Source organism: Amycolatopsis sp. NPDC004368, from assembly GCF_053602515.1.
The window spans coordinates 20,957-37,890 of record NZ_JBSGDT010000028.1 but is presented as its reverse complement, the minus strand read 5'-3'; the positions used below and the strand labels follow the sequence as shown (position 1 = coordinate 37,890).

General features: G+C 71.6%; 16 protein-coding genes. 8 read left to right on the top strand and 8 right to left on the bottom strand.

Features of this window, described 5'->3' with window-relative positions:
• Positions 1–5: 5 nt before the first annotated feature.
• Complete coding sequence (locus ACWEOE_RS30815; protein WP_452015307.1) at positions 6–497, bottom strand: hypothetical protein; 492 nt, start codon at positions 495–497, stop codon at positions 6–8.
• A 55-nt stretch (positions 498–552) separates the two neighbouring features.
• Between ACWEOE_RS30815 and ACWEOE_RS30810 the strand changes: the two genes are divergently transcribed.
• The 8 genes from ACWEOE_RS30810 (at position 553) to ACWEOE_RS30775 (ending at position 8,124) form a co-directional block, all read left to right on the top strand.
• Positions 553–756, top strand: a complete 204-nt coding sequence (locus ACWEOE_RS30810) for a hypothetical protein (protein WP_452015305.1) — start codon at positions 553–555, stop codon at positions 754–756.
• 209 nt (positions 757–965) lie between these two features.
• Positions 966–1,100, top strand: coding sequence for a hypothetical protein (locus tag ACWEOE_RS30805; protein ID WP_452015303.1), 135 nt, complete (start codon positions 966–968; stop codon positions 1,098–1,100).
• A gap of 182 nt (positions 1,101–1,282) precedes the next feature.
• Positions 1,283–2,215, top strand: a complete 933-nt coding sequence (locus tag ACWEOE_RS30800) for a MurR/RpiR family transcriptional regulator (RefSeq protein WP_452015301.1) — start codon at positions 1,283–1,285, stop codon at positions 2,213–2,215.
• A 114-nt stretch (positions 2,216–2,329) separates the two neighbouring features.
• Entirely contained in the window at positions 2,330–3,106 is a 777-nt protein-coding gene (locus tag ACWEOE_RS30795; protein ID WP_452015299.1) for an SH3 domain-containing protein, read from the top strand.
• A 472-nt stretch (positions 3,107–3,578) separates the two neighbouring features.
• Positions 3,579–4,871 carry a sugar ABC transporter substrate-binding protein gene (locus ACWEOE_RS30790; protein WP_452015297.1) on the top strand — a complete coding sequence of 431 codons (1,293 nt, stop codon included), beginning with the start codon at positions 3,579–3,581 and terminating at the stop codon, positions 4,869–4,871.
• The gene (locus tag ACWEOE_RS30785) at positions 4,868–5,854 is read left to right on the top strand and encodes a carbohydrate ABC transporter permease (RefSeq protein ID WP_452015295.1); all 987 of its coding nucleotides are present in this window, start codon (positions 4,868–4,870) and stop codon (positions 5,852–5,854) included. Before ACWEOE_RS30790 ends, ACWEOE_RS30785 begins: the two co-directional genes overlap by 4 nt.
• Positions 5,851–6,681, top strand: a complete 831-nt coding sequence (locus ACWEOE_RS30780) for a carbohydrate ABC transporter permease (protein ID WP_452015293.1) — start codon at positions 5,851–5,853, stop codon at positions 6,679–6,681. Before ACWEOE_RS30785 ends, ACWEOE_RS30780 begins: the two co-directional genes overlap by 4 nt.
• Positions 6,682–6,684: 3 nt before the next feature.
• On the top strand, positions 6,685–8,124 hold the full coding sequence (locus ACWEOE_RS30775) for a glycoside hydrolase family 3 protein (RefSeq protein WP_452015291.1): 1,440 nt from the start codon (positions 6,685–6,687) through the stop codon (positions 8,122–8,124).
• Between the two features lie 89 nt (positions 8,125–8,213).
• Here the strand turns inward: ACWEOE_RS30775 and ACWEOE_RS30770 are convergent, their stop codons facing one another.
• The 7 genes from ACWEOE_RS30770 to ACWEOE_RS30740 form a co-directional block, all read right to left on the bottom strand.
• Positions 8,214–9,221 carry a zinc-dependent alcohol dehydrogenase gene (locus tag ACWEOE_RS30770; protein WP_452015289.1) on the bottom strand — a complete coding sequence of 336 codons (1,008 nt, stop codon included), beginning with the start codon at positions 9,219–9,221 and terminating at the stop codon, positions 8,214–8,216.
• Between the two features lie 80 nt (positions 9,222–9,301).
• Positions 9,302–10,138 carry an oxidoreductase gene (locus tag ACWEOE_RS30765; RefSeq protein WP_452015287.1) on the bottom strand — a complete coding sequence of 279 codons (837 nt, stop codon included), beginning with the start codon at positions 10,136–10,138 and terminating at the stop codon, positions 9,302–9,304.
• Positions 10,139–10,243: 105 nt separating this feature from the next.
• Positions 10,244–12,688, bottom strand: a complete 2,445-nt coding sequence (locus ACWEOE_RS30760; RefSeq protein ID WP_452015285.1) for a GcvT family protein — start codon at positions 12,686–12,688, stop codon at positions 10,244–10,246.
• A gap of 14 nt (positions 12,689–12,702) precedes the next feature.
• Positions 12,703–13,545, bottom strand: coding sequence for a formyltetrahydrofolate deformylase (gene purU, locus ACWEOE_RS30755; RefSeq protein ID WP_452015283.1), 843 nt, complete (start codon positions 13,543–13,545; stop codon positions 12,703–12,705).
• Positions 13,524–14,021: a sarcosine oxidase subunit gamma gene (locus ACWEOE_RS30750; protein ID WP_452015281.1), complete on the bottom strand. Its 498-nt coding sequence runs from the start codon at positions 14,019–14,021 to the stop codon at positions 13,524–13,526. The genes purU and ACWEOE_RS30750 overlap by 22 nt, the downstream gene beginning before the upstream one ends.
• Entirely contained in the window at positions 14,011–16,644 is a 2,634-nt protein-coding gene (locus tag ACWEOE_RS30745) for a 2Fe-2S iron-sulfur cluster-binding protein (protein ID WP_452015279.1), read from the bottom strand. Before ACWEOE_RS30745 ends, ACWEOE_RS30750 begins: the two co-directional genes overlap by 11 nt.
• A complete protein-coding gene (locus ACWEOE_RS30740; protein WP_452015277.1) occupies positions 16,641–16,919 on the bottom strand; it encodes a sarcosine oxidase subunit delta in 279 nt (92 codons plus the stop codon). The genes ACWEOE_RS30745 and ACWEOE_RS30740 overlap by 4 nt, the downstream gene beginning before the upstream one ends.
• Positions 16,920–16,934 lie beyond the last annotated feature (15 nt).

Genomic DNA, 16,934 nt, shown 5'->3' with positions numbered 1-16,934 from the left:
CCGGCTCAGCCCTGCACGGTCCCGCCGACGGACGCGCTGCCGCTGATGTGCGAGCCGGGCGAGCCCGCACTGCCGGCGCCGGTGTGGATGCCTTCCTTGCCGTCGACGATCGAAAACATGTCGACAGTGCCGACAGTGCCCTTCGTGCCGCCGGAGTAGGAGATCTCCAGCGTCCACTGGTGGGGCTTGCCGTCGGCCGGCACGGTGAGCGACTGGCGCCACGGCAGTTTCACCTCGCCGGTCTGCTTGGCCTCACCGTCGAGGGTGTACTTGATCTGGGTCAGCTGCCCTTCCCCGGTCGCGTTGAGCACGAGCGTGTGGGGCTCGCGGTCGGGCACGGACGTCGAGGGCGGGGCCGGGCTGGACGACGCCGGGGCCGACGTCTTCGGCGGTTGCGCGGCCGGTGCCGGGTCGCTGCCGCACGCGGTCAGGACGGCCAGCAGCGCCGCGGCGGCCACGAGGGCGGCGCTGCCCCGGGCAGTGGTGCGAAGATCCATGCGCGCACCGTACCGGCCGGCCACGGGACCGGTCCCCGATTCGAGAGGACCCGAGGTGACCGCCATCGACCCCGCGGCTCCCGGAGCAGTGGTCATGCGCGGCCTGTCGGGCACGGCCGTGGTGCTGCCCGCCGAGTACGCGCGGCTGCCCTTCGGGCCGCAGCCCCGGCGCGGGCGGCGTCCAGGTCGGCGAGGACGACCCGCGCGTGAGCCGGGAGCCGGCGCGCTGACCTGGCGGCTGGGCGGCCGAGCACGGTGAGCACGAGCCGCTGGGACTCGGGCATCGGCCGGTGGTGTCCGGGGGCGTTCACGCGGACCTCGAGCGGGTGCTTGCGCCCGCCGCCCCCGCCGATGAGCCGCGGCCACGTCGCCGAGCTCACCGGCCGCGCACGACCCGGCCAGTGAGTGGGACGTGAAGAAGGCCGACCGCGTGATCGTCGCCGTGGCGCGAGCGGCTCTCGGCCAGGCGTGCGCGGACTCAAGCGCACGGCGGTGCCGGAGCCGATCGGGAACTCGCTGAACCACAACCTGCTGACCGAGCCGACCATCACCACCAACTCGCTGACGCCCGCCGACCTGGAGGCGCTGGACCGGCTCGACTGACCGTCGGCTGCCACCGCGACCTCCGAGTTGTACCGCGTCGGCTCCGGCACCCGTGGGTCGGTCCCGTCGGTCACCGCGGCTGACCGAGGCTGACCGGCGCGCCACACCGTCCACTGTGGTCCCGCCACACGGCGGTGCCCGGGACCACTACGATGCAGGCGAGCCGACAGGAGAGTGATCCGATGCCCGACGACGCCACCCCCGCCGACGGCGGTGATTCGCTCACCGAGCGGATCACCGGCCGCCTCGCCGGGATGTCGCGGGCGGAGCGCGCCGTGGCCGAGTACCTGCGCCACCACGCGCGGGAGGCGATTTTCGCGACCGCCGAGCAGATCGGGCAGGCCACGGGCACGAGTGACGCCACCGTGGTCCGGACCGCGAAGACGCTCGGCTACAGCGGGCTGGCCGACATGCGCCAGCACCTGGCCCAGCAGGTGGTGACCGAGACCAGCCCGTCGATCGAGCTGCGGCACCGGCAGGTCGGCGAGGCCGCGGGCCAGCAGGCCACCGTGCTCGCACGGGTGTTCACCGAGGCGACCGAGCGGCTGGCCGAGACCTGGCGCCTGGTGTCGGAGGACGACTTCGAGAAGGCCGTGGACCTGCTCGCCGGCGCGCGGGAGGTGCTCGCGTTCGGCATCGGGCCCTCCAGCTTCCTCGCGGGGTACGTCGCACTGCGCCTGGGTCGCATGGGCCGGCGCGCCCGGGCGAGTGGCGCCACCGGGTTCCGGCTCGCCGACGACCTGCTCGGCCTGGGCAAGGGCGACGTCGTGGTGTTGTTCCTGCCGAGCCGGCTGCTGGGCGACATCGAGGTGCTGCTCGACCGCACGCGCGAGGTCGGTGCCTCGACGCTGCTGATCACCGACTCGCTCGCACCGGTGTTCGGCGACCGCGTGGCCGTGGCGCTGCAGGCCACCCACTCCCCCAGCAACTTCACCGGCGAGATGCTCAGCGCCGAGGTGCTCGCCGACGCGCTGCTGCTCGGGCTGGCCTCGCGCGACGAGGAGCACGCCAACCGGACGTCCGAGCTGCTCACCACGCTGCGGTCGCGGCTCATCCAGGGCGACAGCCGCGACTACGTGCCCCGCCGCAAGTCCGGCAACCCGCGCAAGGGCTGATCCCGCGCCCGGAATGTCCGGGATTCACAAGCTCGGCGAAGGCATTTGTACGGCGCGTGTACCGGCGCGGGCGAACCTGGTTCCCACACCCACCGGGGATCAGGAGGACCGAGGATGAATATCGCGAAACGCACGCTGGGCCTGGTCGCGTTCGCCGCGGCGCTGACGGTGTCGGGGATCGCCCCGGCCATGGCCGCCACCGCGAACGGCACCGTGCACACCGACTCCGGCGCACCGCTCACCGTGCGTTCGGCGCCCGGCACCGGCGCGAGCTCCGTCGGCACCATCGCCGACGGCACCGCCGTGGTGATCGACTGCCAGACCACCGGCGACACCGTGACCGGGAAGTACGGCACCAGCAACGTCTGGGACCACGTCTCCGCCAGCGGCGGCTACGTGACCGACACCTACGTCTACACCGGCTCCGACGGCCGCGTCGCCCCGGACTGCACCAACGTGCCGCCGCCCCCGGCGTCCACCTGCTCCACCTCGGGTCTCGGTGACGGCAAGACCTGCGCGGAGGCCGTCGCCTACGCGAAGACCCGCGTGCACACCACCAACATCGCTTCCTACGACGGCTGGTGCGACCGCATCAACGCGCAGAACTACGGGTTCTCCGCCAGCGGCTCCACGACCGCGTACGTGCACTGGACCCAGATTCCCGCGCAGTACAAGCACGCCGGTGACCAGAACGTGCCGGCCGGCGGCCTCGCCTTCTTCTCCAGCGGCGGCGCGGGCCACACCATGATCTCGATCGGCGGCGGCCAGTTCCTGTCCAACGACATCCACGGCGCGGGCACCTACACCCAGACCACGATCGCGGAGATCAAGAGCAAGTGGGGCCAGACCTACCTCGGTTGGTCGCAGCCGTGGTTCAAGGTCAACCACTGACCCTTCGGCCACCCCGGCTTCACCCAGGCCCCGTCCGGCAACCGCCGGACGGGGCCTCGCCTTGTGTCAACCCCTTGACCCCGCCCGGTTTTCCCGCTGATCGGGACCGTGCGGCGCGCGGTTCGATTTCGCACCACCGGCCACGCGGGCGGACCAGTCAGTACCACCGGACCGGTCCTGGTCCGGCTTCGCGGACGGAATCTGTCCGCGTGAGCCCGTCCGGCGAGGCGTTCACGAACAACCGCCGCGACGCGACAACCCCTGCCCGGTAAAGGTTTTCCACCTCACCACCTGCGCTTTTGCGCCCCATACCGGTAACCGCGCGGACACTCAGCGTCAAACTGCCCGACGCGTTTACAACGTCTTGGCAACCGGCTTGACACCAGCTGTGGTCCGGACCACTCTGCCCAACATTGGTCTACACCATTTGTCACCGACCGGCAGGGGTGCCGGGCACCGAAAGGACAGACAAGTGAAGCGCTGGCTCAAACTGGCGGCGGGGGCCGCCGCCCTCACCCTCGCGACAGCCGGGTGCGCCGGTACGGGCGGCGGTGACACCGCGTCCGGCTCGGGTGGTTCGCAGGGTGGCACGCTCACGGTCTGGCTCATGGACGGCTCCGCGCCGGACAGCCTGACGGGCGCGCTCAACAAAGAGTTCGAGGCGGCCCACGCCGGGGTCAAGGTCAACTACCAGATCCAGCAGTGGAACGGCATCCAGCAGAAGCTGACCACCGCGCTCGCGAGCGACACCCCGCCCGACGTGATCGAGATCGGCAACACCCAGACCCCGGCGTTCGCCTCCGACGGCGCGCTCACCGACCTCTCGGCCGACGTCGCGAGCCTCAACGGCCCGCAGTGGCTGGCCGGGCTCAAGGCTTCGGGCGAGTTCGAGGGCAAGACGTACGGCGTGCCGTTCTACGCCGCCAACCGCGAGGTCCTCTACCGCAAGGACATGTTCGAGCAGGCGGGCATCACCGCGCCGCCGACCTCCAACGCGGAGTGGCTCGACGACATCGCGAAGCTGAAGGCGAAGTTCGGCAGCGACAAGGACTTCCAGCCGCTCTACCTGCCGGGCCAGTACTGGTACACGCTGCTGTCGTTCATCTGGGACAACGGCGGTGACATCGCCCAGGCCGAGGGCAAGGGCTTCAAGTCCACGCTCGACTCGGCCGGTTCGAAGGCGGGTCTCGAGTTCTACAAGCAGCTCGTGGACGCCTCCGGCACCACCGCGCCGAAGGACAACGACGAGGCCACCCCGCAGCAGGCCGGCATCTACGGCGCCGGCAAGGTCGCGATGTTCATCGGCACGCCGGGCGAGGTCGCCACGGCCGCCAAGACCGACGCGTCGCTGACCGGGAAGACCGGCGCGTTCCCGATCCCGAGCAAGACCGCCGGCCAGACGGCCCCGGTGTTCCTCGGCGGCTCCAACCTGGTGATCCCGCTCAAGAGCAAGAACGCGGACCTCGCCAAGGAGTACCTGAAGCTGTTCACCAGCACCAAGTACATGAGCCAGATGGCCGCCGCCGGTTACGTGCCGGGCACCTCGACCGACACCAGCGCGCTCGACAAGGACCCGCTGGGCGGCGTGATGGCCAAGGCCTCGAAGAACGGCCGCGCGGTGCCGACCAGCCCGAAGTGGGGTGAGGTCGAAGCCGGCCAGAACCCGCTCAAGGACATGCTCACGGCGTACCTGACCGGGAAGAAGTCGATCGACCAGGCCACGGCCGACGCCAACGCGGCCCTCGACAAGATCATCGGCGGATGACCGCCACCAAGGACGTGCCGATGCCGGCGGGGGCGACCCCGCCGGCATCGGCGCGCGTCACGCCCGCGAAGCGCCGGCGGCGGGGCGGGTTCGGCGAACGGGCGACGCCGTACCTGCTGCTCCTGCCCGCCCTCGTCGCCGTGCTGGTGCTGCTCGGCTGGCCCACGATCCAGATGCTCGGCATCAGCCTGCGCAAGCTCGACCTGCGCGAGCTCGTGACCGGGCAGGCGGTGTGGGTGGGCTTCGACAACTACACCGAGCAGTTCACGGACCCGGACTTCTGGACGGTCGCCGTGCGCACGGTCGTGTTCACCGCCCTGCTGGTGGCCGCGACGCTGCTGGTGGCATTGGTGATCGCCGTGCTCATGCGGCACCTCGATCCGGTCATCCGGATCATCCTGCAGATCACGCTCGTGCTCGCGTGGGCCGTGCCCGTGATCGCCACGACCACGGTGTTCCAGTGGATTTTCGACCAGCAGTACGGGATCCTGAACAAGACGCTCGACAAGCTGGGGTTCCACTCGTTCATCGGCTACTCGTGGTTCTCCACCGGCACGAGCACGCTGGTGGTGGTCGGGCTGCTGGTGCTGTGGCAGGCCGTGCCGTTCGTCGCCTTCACGCTGTACGCGGGCCTGATCGGCGTGCCCCGGGAGCAGTACGAGGCGGCGGGCATCGACGGCGCCGGACCGTGGCAGACGTTCCGCGCGGTCAGCTGGCCCGCGATCCGGCCGATCCTGACGATGGTCACGTTCCTGTCGGTGCTGTGGGACTTCAACATGTTCGGCCAGATCTGGGCCATCCGCCAGGGCGGACCCGACGGCGCGAGCACCACGCTCGCGATCCTGCAGTACCTCAAGGGCATCGCGGGCAGCCACTTCGGTTCCGCCGCGGCGATCGCCACGATCATGCTGGTGATCCTGCTGCTGGTCACCGCCCGCTACGTGCAGCTGCTGGTGCGTTCGAAGGACGGTGAGCTCGCGTGAAGAAGTCCTTGACCCAGCGGATCACGCTCTCGGTGGTCGGCCTGCTGATCGCGCTCGTGTTCTTCTTCCCGACGTACTGGATGTTCACCACGTCGCTGAAGACGCCGGGCGAGGTGCTCTCGCCGAAGTACGACCTGATCCCCACCTCGGCGACGCTGCAGAACTTCGTCTCCGCGATCACCAAGCCGGGGTTCGTCACGTACTTGACCAACAGCCTCATCGTCACGCTCGGGGCCGTGATCGCGGCGCTGATCGTCGGCGTGCTGGCGGCGATCCCGCTCGCGCGGTTCCGCTTCCACGGCCGCAAGGGGTTCCTGCTGCTCATCCTGGTCGCGCAGCTGGCACCGCTCTCGGCGCTGTTCATCCCGATGTACCTGCTGATGCGCGACATCGGGCTGCTCGACAAGCTGCCTTCGCTGCTGCTGGTGTACTTCGCGACGTCGTTGCCCTTCACCGTCTGGATGCTCTACGGCTTCATCAACGGCATCCCGTACGACCTCGAAGAGGCCGCGATGATCGACGGTTGCAGCCGCGCGGGCGCCTTCCGCCGGGTGACGCTGCCGCTGCTCGGGCCGGGACTGGTGACCACTTCGGTGTTCAGCTTCATCACCGCGTGGAACGAGTTCCTGTTCGCGCTCGTGTTCATCAACGACAAGAGCAAGCAGACACTGCCGGTGTGGCTGTCGTCGTTCAGAACGGCCTTCACGGTCGACTGGGGTGCGATCATGGCGGCCGCGGCGGTGTACGCGGTGCCGGCGCTGATCTTCTTCCTGATCGTGCAGCGCAAGCTGGTGTCCGGGCTCACGGCCGGCGCCGTGAAGGGATGAGGCATGGCTGATCCTCGGGCCTGGGCGGAGGCCGTGCTGCTGCCCGGTTTCGCGGGCACGACGGCGCCGGACTGGTTGCGGCGCCGGCTCGGCGAGGGCCTCGGCGGCGTGATCCTGTTCGGCCGCAACGTGGTCGACGACGAGCAGGTGGCCGCGCTGACGAGCGCGCTGCGGGCCGAACGCGACGACGTGGTGGTCGGCATCGACGAGGAGGGCGGCGACGTCACCCGCCTCGACGTGAACACCGGCTCGTTCGTGCCCGGCCCGCTCGCGCTCGGCGCCGCCGACGACCCGGAGCTCACCACGGCCGTCGCGGCGGCGCTGGGCGAGCGGCTGGCCGCGTGCGGGGTGACGGTGAACCTGGCGCCGTGCGCTGATCTCACGTTGGCGGAGCAGGACCCGATCATCGGGGTGCGGGCGTTCGGCTCGGACCCGGTCCGGGCGTCGCCGCACGTGGCGGCGTTCGTGACGGGGCTGCAGAAGTACGGCGTCGCCGCGTGCGCCAAGCACTTCCCGGGACACGGCGCGGCGACGGAGGACTCGCACGTGGCGCTGCCGGTGCTGCCGCGGACGCTGGAGGAGCTGCGGGAGATCGAGCTGGTGCCCTTCGCCGCGGCGGTCTCGGCGGGTGTTCGCTCGATCATGTCGGGCCACCTCGTGGTGCGGGCGTGGGGCGACGACCCCGCGACGCTCAACCACACCGCGCTCACCGACGTGCTGCGGGGCGAACTCGGCTTCGACGGCGCGGTGATCACCGACGCCCTGGAGATGGGAGCTGTGTCCGGCGCGTACGGCCGGCACGACGGTCTCGGCACGGCCGCCGTGCGCGCACTGGTGGCCGGCGCCGACGCGCTGTGCCTCGGCGGCGCGGCCTTCGAGGCGGACACCCTGGACCACATCACGGCGACGATCGTGGCCGCGGTGGCGGACGGCACCCTGTCCGCCGAACGGCTCGCGGACGCGGCCGCCCGCACGGCTTCACTGGGCACGTCACCTTCGCCCGCCGAGCTGCGGCCGGTCGACTACGACCTCGGCCTCTCGGCGGCTCGCGCGGCCCTGCGGATCCAGGGCGCACCACGGCTCACGGCCCCGGCGCTGGTCGTCGACGTGAGCACCGATCCGACCATCGCGGCCGGGCCGATGCCGTGGGGGCTGGGCCCGCACCTGACGGCACTGGTGCCGGGCACGCGGGCCCTGACCGTGTCTCCCGCCGACGCTTCGGTGGTGCGCACGGAAGCCCGGGACTTCGCGAGCGTGGTCGTGGTGACCCGGGAGGCGCACCGTCATCCGGCGGTGCTCGCGTTCCTCGCGGAACTGTCCGATGTGGACTACATCCGGGTGGAAACCGGCGTGCCCGGGCCGGATTCCGGCACCGGGCCGCGGATCGACACGTTCAGCGGCTCGTGTGTGAGCCTGCGGGCGGCCGCGGAGTACCTCGCCTGATCCCCGGTCCGTGGGCGCGGTCCCCCGACTCGCGCCCACGGACGGGTCTCACGCCGGCGCTGGGGTGACCCGCACCCACCCGACCAGCCTCACAGCAACGTCGGGTCGACCAGAATCTTCGGCCCCGCGCCCGCCGGCCGGCGACCGGCGAAGACGTCGGCGAGGTCGGCCAGGCCGACGGTCGCCGCGACGATCGGACGGGGGTCCACGGTCGCATCGGCGTAGCGGTCGATGGTCGCTTCGAGGCCCGGCGACGCGCTGAGGATGCCGACGGCCGTGACGTCCTTCAGGGCCAGCTGCCGCGTGTCGATCCGGCTCGGTTCGCCCGCCAGTCCGATGTAGACGATCCGCCCCGCCGGCTCCACCAGCTCCAGCGCGGCCGCCGGTACGGCCGGGTCGCTGGTGGCGTCGACGACCGCGTCGACGGGCAGCCGCGGCGGGTCGGTGGCGGCCGCGAAGCCCAGTTCCCGGGCGAAGGCGACCGAGTCCGGAGTGATGCCGACCAGGTGGACGTCGGCACCCGCCGCCCTGAGGAACATGGCGGTGAGCAGCCCGATCGTCCCGGGGCCGTAGACCACGACCCGCGCGGCGCCCGTGTCGCCGCCGAGCGCGGCCTGTGCGGACCTCAGCGCGTTGCCGCCTGGTTCGACCAAGGCACCCGCGACGAGGTCGACGTCCGGGGGCAGCTCGTGCAACGACGTCACCGGCACCGCGATCCGCTCCGCCAGCGCACCGGCCCGGCCGCCGCGGATCCCCACCTCCTGCCGCGTGGCGCACACGTGCTGGTGCCCGCCGCGACACCGCCGGCAGTGGCCGCAGCCCAGCATGGTGTCGCCGACCACGCGACGGCCGGCCCACGCCGGGTGCACGCCTTCGCCCGTGGCGACGACCGTGCCGCACCACTCGTGCCCGATCCGCATCGGGTAGCGCGCCTGCCCGTCCGCGAGGTAGTGCATCTCGCCGGTGAAGAACTCCCGGTCGGTGCCGCACACCCCGGCGCGCTCCACCGCCACCACGACCTCGCCGACGCCCGCGACCGGCTCCGGCACCTCCACCACGCCGGCCTCGCGGGGACCGGTGATGACAAACGCCCTCACCGGGCAACCTCGGTCTGTCCGCCCATGGCTCCGATGCTAGTGGCCCGCCGGAGCGGCTCGGCACCACCGGCGGACCGGTCTCACTCGCCCGGGGGGAAGTCCGCCGAGCGGCTCACGTCCGCCCACCTCTCGGCCTCGGCGGCGCGCTCGGCCGACGAGCGGGCGGCCAGCTCGACCGCGGCGGCACCGAGGATGAGTCGGCGCGGCGGGTCGGCGTGGTCGACGACGTCGACGATGATCTTCGCCGCGCGGGCGGGGTCGCCGGGCCAGGTCGCGGAGTCCTCACGCCGGCGGTTCATCGCGCCGACGGACGGCTCGTAGTCCGCGCCGACGGCGTCCACGCGCATGGATGAGCCCGCCCAGTCGGTGCGGAACGCGCCGGGCTCGACGATGACGACCTTCACCCCGAAGGGCGCCACCTCGTTGGCCAGCACCTCCGAAAACCCCTCGACCGCGAACTTCGCCGCCTGGTAGGCGCCCATGCCGGGCGAGCCCCCGACGCGACCGCCGATGGACGAGAACTGCACGACGGTCCCCGAACGCTGGGCGCGCAGCACCGGCAACGCCGCCTTGGTGACGTTGACGACGCCGTAGAAGTTCGCGTCGATCTGGGCGCGGAAGTCATAGTCGGGCATTTCCTCGATGGGCGCGGAGGTGGCGTAGCCCGCGTTGTTCACGACGACGTCGAGCGAGCCGAACGCGTCCACCGCCGCCTGCACGGCCGCACGGGCCGCGACCGGGTCGGTGACGTCGAGAGCGAGAGCGCGGACGCGGTCGCCGTGGCGCGCCACGAGGTCGTCGAGCTGCTCGGGCTTGCGCGCGGTCGCGACGAGGCGGTCGCCGTGGTCGAGAACCGCGTTCGCCAGCTCCCGCCCGAAGCCGCGAGAGCTGCCGGTGATGAGCCAGGTCTTGGACATGAGTGCCTTCCGGAGTGGTGTTCCTGCACCCTCCATCAGACACCGCTTCGGCCAGCTTCGCAACCAACCAGTTGGTTATTTAGCCCACCCCCGAGAACCCGGTCCTCAGCGCCGGATCCGCTCCATCCCCGGATCCACCAACGGTTCGGCCGCCACCGTCGCCGCGACCCGCCCGCCGAAGTAGTCGATCTCCACCGCGGCTCCGACCTCGACCGTTCCCGGCAGCCAGGCGTACGCGATCGGCCGCCGGACCGTGTACCCGTAGGCCGCGCTCGTCACGTACCCCGCGGCGGCGCCGTCGACGAACACCGGTTCCTTGCCCAGCACCACCGTCCGGCCGTCGTCGACGGTCAGGCAGCGCAGCCGCCGCGCGGCCGTGGCCTCGGACCGCCCGTCGAGCGCCTCCCGCCCGGCGAACGGGCCTTTCGCGGGGCGGACGGCGAAACCGACCCCGGCCTCGTACGGGTCGTGCTCGGTCGTCATGTCCGTGCCCCACAGCCGGTAGCCCTTCTCGAGCCGCAGGCTGTTGAACGCCGCCCGCCCGGCCGCGATCACCCCGAGCGGCTGCCCGGCCGACCACAGTGCGTCCCACAGCCGCAGGCCGTTGTCGGCCGAGGTGTAGACCTCCCAGCCGAGCTCGCCCACGTAGGACAGTCGCATCGCCGTGACCGGAACCCCCGCGATGCGGGCCGGCCGCGCCCGGAAGTACTTCAGGCCCGCATTCGAGAAGTCCTCCGCGGACAACGGCTGCACCAGGTCACGCGCGAGCGGCCCCCACACCCCGACGCAGCAGGTGCCCCCGGTGACGTCCCGAACCCGGACCCCGGGCGGCACCAGCGAGGTCAAGTACGCGACGTCGATGTTCCCGTTGATCCCCACCTGGAACACCGAGTCCTCGAGCCGCGCCACCGTCACGTCGCTGCGCACCCCGCCCGCGTCGTCGAGCATCAGCGTGTAGGTCATCGAGCCGACGGATTTCTCGAGCTGGTTCGTCGTGAGCCCCTGCAGGAACTCCAGCGCGCCCGGCCCGCTCACCTCCACGCGCTTGAGCGGCGTCATGTCGTAGAGCGCCACCCCGTTGCGCGTGTGCCACGCCTCCGCCGCCACGATCGGCGAGTGGAACTGCCCGGCCCACGCATCGCGCGCCGGCGGCCGGTAGTCGTGGGGCAACGCGGAAACCAGCGGCGCGTTGGCCTCGAACCAGTGCGGCCGCTCCCAGCCACCCGCTTCCAGGAACACCGCACCCAGCTCACGCTGGCGCACGTGGAAGGGGCTCACCCGCAGGTCACGCGGCGAAAGCTTGGGCTGCAACGGGTGCAGCACGTCGTAGATCTCCACGAAGTTCTGCTGCGAAGTCTCGCGCACGTACTCCGGCGCGAGCTGCACGTCCTCGAACCGGTGCACGTCGACCTCGTGCAGATCGGTCCCGGACCGGCCGTGCACCAGCAGCTCCGCCACGGCCTTCGCGATGCCGGCCGAGTGCGTCACCCACACCGCCTCGGCGATCCAGAACCCGCGCACGTGCTCCGACTCCCCCACCAGCGACCCGCCGTCGGGCGTGAAGGAGAAGATGCCGTTGAAGCCTTCCTCGACCTTCGTGCGGCCGAGCGCGGGCAGCAGCAGCTTGCTCTGCTCCCACGAAGGCGCGAAGTCCTCTTCGGTGAACGGGAGGATCGACGGCATCGACGACTCCGTCACCTCCCCGACCACGCCGCTGGGTACCACGGGCATCGGCCGGTGCGCGTAGGAGCCGATGCCGAGCCGGTCGACGTGCTCGCGGAAGTAGAGGTCCTGGTCCTGGTGACGCAGGATCGGCAGGCTCGCCTCGGTGGTCTCGGTGTTGCGCCCCACCAGTTCCGCGACCTGGCCCGTCTTCGCGTACTGGTGCGCGAGCGGCAGCAGCGGCACGGACATGCCCGCCAGCGCGCCCAGTTCGACACCCCAGAACCCGGCGCACGACACCACCACGTCGGCCGCGAAGTCACCCTGGTCGGTCTCGACGCCGGTCACCCGGCCCCCGGCCTGCTTGAGCCCGGTCACCTTCGTCGAGCCCACGAACCGCGCGCCGCGCGACTCGGCGCGCCGGGCCAGCGCGACGACAGCGCGCGACGCCTTCGCCAGCCCGTCGGTGGGCACGTACAGCGCGCCGTGGAGGCGGGAGCCGTCGAGCAGCGGCCAGCGCCGCAGGCATTCGTCGACGTCGATCAACCTCGCCTCGACGCCCCACGAGGTGGCCCAGCCGTGCTTGCGGTGCAGGTCCTGCCACCGCGCGGGTGTGCTCGCCACCTCCATGCCGCCGACCTGGTTGAAGCACGGCAGCCCGTCGACCTCCAGGCCGCTGAACTTCTCGACGGTGTAGCGGGCGAACTCCGTCATCGTCTTCGAGGGGTTGGTCTGGAACACGAGACCGGGCGCGTGCGAGGTCGAGCCGCCGGTGAGCGGCAGCGGCCCCTGGTCGAGCACGGTGACGTCGGTCCAGCCGCGCGAGGTGAGCTCGTCGGCGAGGTTGGCGCCCACGATGCCGGCGCCGATGATCACGACTCGGGACATGGGAAGAACACTCCTTACCGGAAGACGACGGTGCTGGTGCCGTTGAGCAGGACGCGGCGCTCGCTGTGCCAGCGGACCGCCCGCGACAGGGCGAGCGCCTCGGCGTCGCGCCCCACGGTCACCAGCTCCCGCGGCGAGTACGTGTGGTCCACGCGCTGCACCTCCTGCTCGATGATCGGGCCCTCGTCGAGGTCGGGGGTCACGTAGTGCGCGGTCGCGCCGACGTACTTCACGCCCCGGTCGTAGGCCTGGTGGTAGGGCTTGGCGCCCTTGAACCCGGGCAGGAACGAGTGGTGGATGTTGATCGCGCGGCCCGCGAGCTTGCCGCACAGCTCATCGGAGAGCACCTGCATGTACCGGGCGAGCACGACGAGGGCGATCTCGTGCTCCCACACCAGGTCCAGCAGCCGCTGCTCGGCGCCGGCCTTCGTCGCCGGGGTCACGGGCACGTGCTCGAACGGCACCCCGGCGGCCTCGGCCATCGAGCGCAGGTCCTCGTGGTTCGACACCACCAGCGCGAGGTCCGCGCCCAGGCTGCCCGCGCGCCAGCGGAACAGCAGGTCGTTGAGGCAGTGCCCGAACTTCGACACCATCACCAGCGCCCGCGGCGGCGTGCCGTCGGCGAACTCGAATTCCATGCCGAAGTCACCCGCCACCGGCACGAACGCCCTGCGCAGATCGTCCACAGTGGCCGGTACGGAACAGGTGAACGACGTGCGCAGGAACAGCGAACCGCGCACGTCGTCGTCGAACTGCTGGTGCTCGACGATGTCGCACCCGCGCTCGATGAGGAACGTCGTGACGGCGTGGACGATGCCCGCGCGTTCGGGGCACTTCAGCGTGAGGGTGAACGCCACGGCCCCTCCTGGGTGTACTCGGCGGCGGCGTCGGCCAGCCACCTCCGGAAGTAGCCGGCGAACGACTGGCGCACCAGAACCGTGAACCCCTCGTCCCGCACCAGGAGCACGATCCCGGTGCGTGCGAGCAGGGTCTGGACACAGGTGCCGGGCGGCGACACCGCCGGGTCGAGGTCGATCGAGCAGCCGTGGGCCAGGACGTCGCGCGCGTGTGAACCGGTGAGCCGCACGGTCACGCGTTGCGCCGAGACGTCGGTGACGGCCGCCGCGCCCGCCGCGCGCAGCTCGGCTTCCAGCTCGGTCTGGCGGCCGGGCGCGGCCAGCACGAGGTACTCGTCCGGCCCCAGCCACAGCACGTCGACGCCGTCGCCGCTGGTGAACGTGCACGGTCCGGGCAGGTCGAATCCGGCCAGGCCGGCGCGGACGCGCACGGCGAGCTGCGTGCGGAACGGTTCTTCGAGCGCGTCAACCGTCACGGCGGGCTCCTTCCTTGTCGAAGAGCACGGAGCCGGTCACGCACACCGGCACCACCCGTTCGCCGACCGGCACGTAGAGGGTTTCGCCGACTCGCTCGCGACCGGACCGCACGAGCGCGAGCGCGAAGGTGCGGCCGAGAGCCGCGCTTTCGTAGCTGGAGGTGACGTGGCCGAGCATCCGCACCGGGGGTTCGGGCACGACCTCGGACTCGATGATCTGCGAGCCTTCGGGCAGCAGCACCGACGGGTCCACCGGCAGCAGGCCGACGAGCTGCTTGCGATCGGGCCGCAGGTTCTCGGCGCGCGCGAAGGAGCGTTTGCCGAGGAAATCGGGCTTCTTCTTCGACACCGCCCAGGACATCCCGAGATCTTGGGGCGTCACGGTCCCGTCGGTGTCCTGGCCGATGATCGGGTAGCCCTTCTCGGCGCGCAGCACGTGCATGGCTTCCGTGCCGTAGGGGGTGATCCCCTCTCCGGCGCCGGCTTCGAAGAGGGCTTCCCACAGCGCGGTCGCGTGCCACGAGGGCACGTTGATCTCGTATGCCAGCTCACCGGAAAAACTGATCCGGCACACGCGGGCCGCGAGCCCGGCCACCTCGGCGTCGCGCCAGGTCATGAAACCGAACGCGTCGTTGGACACTTCGAGGCCGGGCGCGGCCTTCGCGAGCACCGCGCGCGAACGGGGCCCGACGAGCGGGATCGTGGCCCAGTGCTCGGTCACCGACGTGGCGTACACGCGCAGGTGCGGCCACTCGGTCTGCAGCCACACCTCCATCCACTCCAGGACCATCGCCGCGTTGCCGGTCGTGGTCGTGACGAGGAAGCGGTCCTCGGCCAGGCGGATCACAGTGCCGTCGTCGATCACCATGCCGTCGACGCCGCACATCACGCCGTAGCGGATGCGGCCGACCTCGAGCGAGCTCATCAGGTTCGTGTAGAGCAGGTCGAGGAACGCCGCGACGTCCGGGCCTTGCACGTCGATCTTGCCGAGCGTCGAGCCGTCCATGAGCGCCACTCCGGTGCGGGCAGCGCGGCATTCGCGCAGCACGGCGTCGCGCATCGACTCACCCCGTCGCGGGTAGTACCACGGCCGCTTCCACTGGCCGACGTTCTCGAACTCGGCGCCGTGCTCGACGTGCCACGGGTGCAGGGTCGTCACGCGCACCGGATCGTGCAGCTCGCCGCGGTGGCGCCCAGCCAGCGCGGCGAACGACACCGGTGTGTAAGGCGGGCGAAACGTCGTGGGCCGCTGTTCGGTGAGCTCACGGCCGAGCGCCTCGGCGGTGATGCCCGCGGCGGGCAGCCCGGACGTCTTGCCCTGGTCGTGCGCGGTGCCGATGGTCGTGTAGCGCTTCACGTGCTCCAGCGACCGCAGGCCGGCCCCGGTCGCGCGCAGCACGTCGGACACGGTCACGTCGCGCTGCAGGTCCACGAACCGGGTGTCCACTTCGGACGCCGCGGCCGGCACCTGCCACAGCACCTTCGCCTCCGGCAGCCCGTGCCCCGCCGCGGCGCCGACGACCCGCACCGAGGCCAGGTCGCCGTCGGGCACGTACGCGCCCAGCCCGGCGTCGTAGCGCAGGGCGCCGCGGGCCTGGCTGAACAGGTGCACGACGGGGTTCCAGCCGCCGGACACCAGCAGCAAGTCGCAGGCGAAGCGATCGCCGTGCACCGCGCCGAGCTTCGCGACGACCGCCGAGGTGATCCGGTCGCCACCCGCGGTGCCGATCACCCCGTGGCCGGTGCGGATCTCGATGCCCCGAGCGGCCGCCTCCGCCCGCAGCGGCTCGGAGACGGTGTCCCGCGCGTCGGCGATCACCGCGATCTCCGCCCCGGCGCCGGCCAGGTCGAAGGCCGCGGCATACGCGCTGTCGTTCGTGGTGAACACGAGGGCGCGCTGCCCGGCGAGCACGCCGTAGCGGTTGAGGTACGTCCGCGCGGCGCCGGCGAGCATGATGCCGGGCCGGTCGTTGTCCGGGAACACGACCGGCCGTTCGTGCGCGCCGGTGGCCAGCACGATCCGCCTCGCCCGGATCCGCCAGACCCGCTCGCGCGAGATCCGCTCGGGTGCGGAGTTCTCGCCCCGCCGTTGCAGCGCGAGCACGAACCCGTCGTCGTACACGCCGAACGCCGTGGTGCGCGAAAGGAACCGGACACCACCAGGGACTTCGCCCCTCGGCTCGGGCTGGTCGTCGACCAGGAGCACCCGGCCGGTGGCTTCGGCCGCGGCGGCGAGGCCCGCCGGCCCGGCGCCGACGACCAGCACTTCGCAGTGCACGTGCTGGGCGTCGTAGCGGGCCGGGTCCGGTTCGCCGGCCAGCCGGCCCCGACCGGACAGGCCGCGGGCGACCAGGCCGTCGTACAGCTCGACGGTGGTCGCCGACAGCATCGGCTCCGGGAACGGCGCTTCGATCTGCACCAGCGCGGACGGGTCCTCGACGCCGGCCGCGACGATGCCGCGCGGGCGGCCGTACTTGATGCTCGTCGCAACCCGGTGGATGCCGTTCGCGAGCAGGGCCGAGGCGAGCGTGTCACCGCGGAAGCCGCTCAGCTCCTGGCCGTCGAAGATGAACTTGAGCGGCGCGTGGCGGTCGACGACACCGCGGTCGGGCAGTCGGGTCACGGGATCACCGGCCCGGGTTCGTCGAGGCGGTAGACCGCCAGGAGGTCGTGGGTGCGGGTGTCGCGCACGGCGTTGAACCACCGGCGGCAGCCCGCGGAGTGGCTCCAGCGCTCGGCGAGCGGGCCGCTGGGGTTCGCGCGGAAGAAGAGGAACTTCGCCCAGTCCTCATCGGACAGTGCGGCCGGGTCCGCCGGATAGGCGACGTGGGCTTGGCCGCCGTAGTGGAACTCGGCCTCTTCACGCGGCCCGCACCACGGGCAGGGAATGAGTTGCACGGTGACGACTCCTGA

Excerpts from the sequence above, each read along its gene's own strand:
- ACWEOE_RS30765 (WP_452015287.1), bottom strand. The coding sequence starts at position 10,138 with ATGTCCAAGACCTGGCTCATCACCGGCAGCTCTCGCGGCTTCGGGCGG.
- ACWEOE_RS30795 (WP_452015299.1), top strand. The coding sequence starts at position 2,330 with ATGAATATCGCGAAACGCACGCTGGGCCTGGTCGCGTTCGCCGCGGCG.
- ACWEOE_RS30800 (WP_452015301.1), top strand. The coding sequence starts at position 1,283 with ATGCCCGACGACGCCACCCCCGCCGACGGCGGTGATTCGCTCACCGAG.
- ACWEOE_RS30815 (WP_452015307.1), bottom strand. The coding sequence starts at position 497 with ATGGATCTTCGCACCACTGCCCGGGGCAGCGCCGCCCTCGTGGCCGCC.
- ACWEOE_RS30775 (WP_452015291.1), top strand. The coding sequence starts at position 6,685 with ATGGCTGATCCTCGGGCCTGGGCGGAGGCCGTGCTGCTGCCCGGTTTC.
- ACWEOE_RS30785 (WP_452015295.1), top strand. The coding sequence starts at position 4,868 with ATGACCGCCACCAAGGACGTGCCGATGCCGGCGGGGGCGACCCCGCCG.
- ACWEOE_RS30760 (WP_452015285.1), bottom strand. The coding sequence starts at position 12,688 with ATGTCCCGAGTCGTGATCATCGGCGCCGGCATCGTGGGCGCCAACCTC.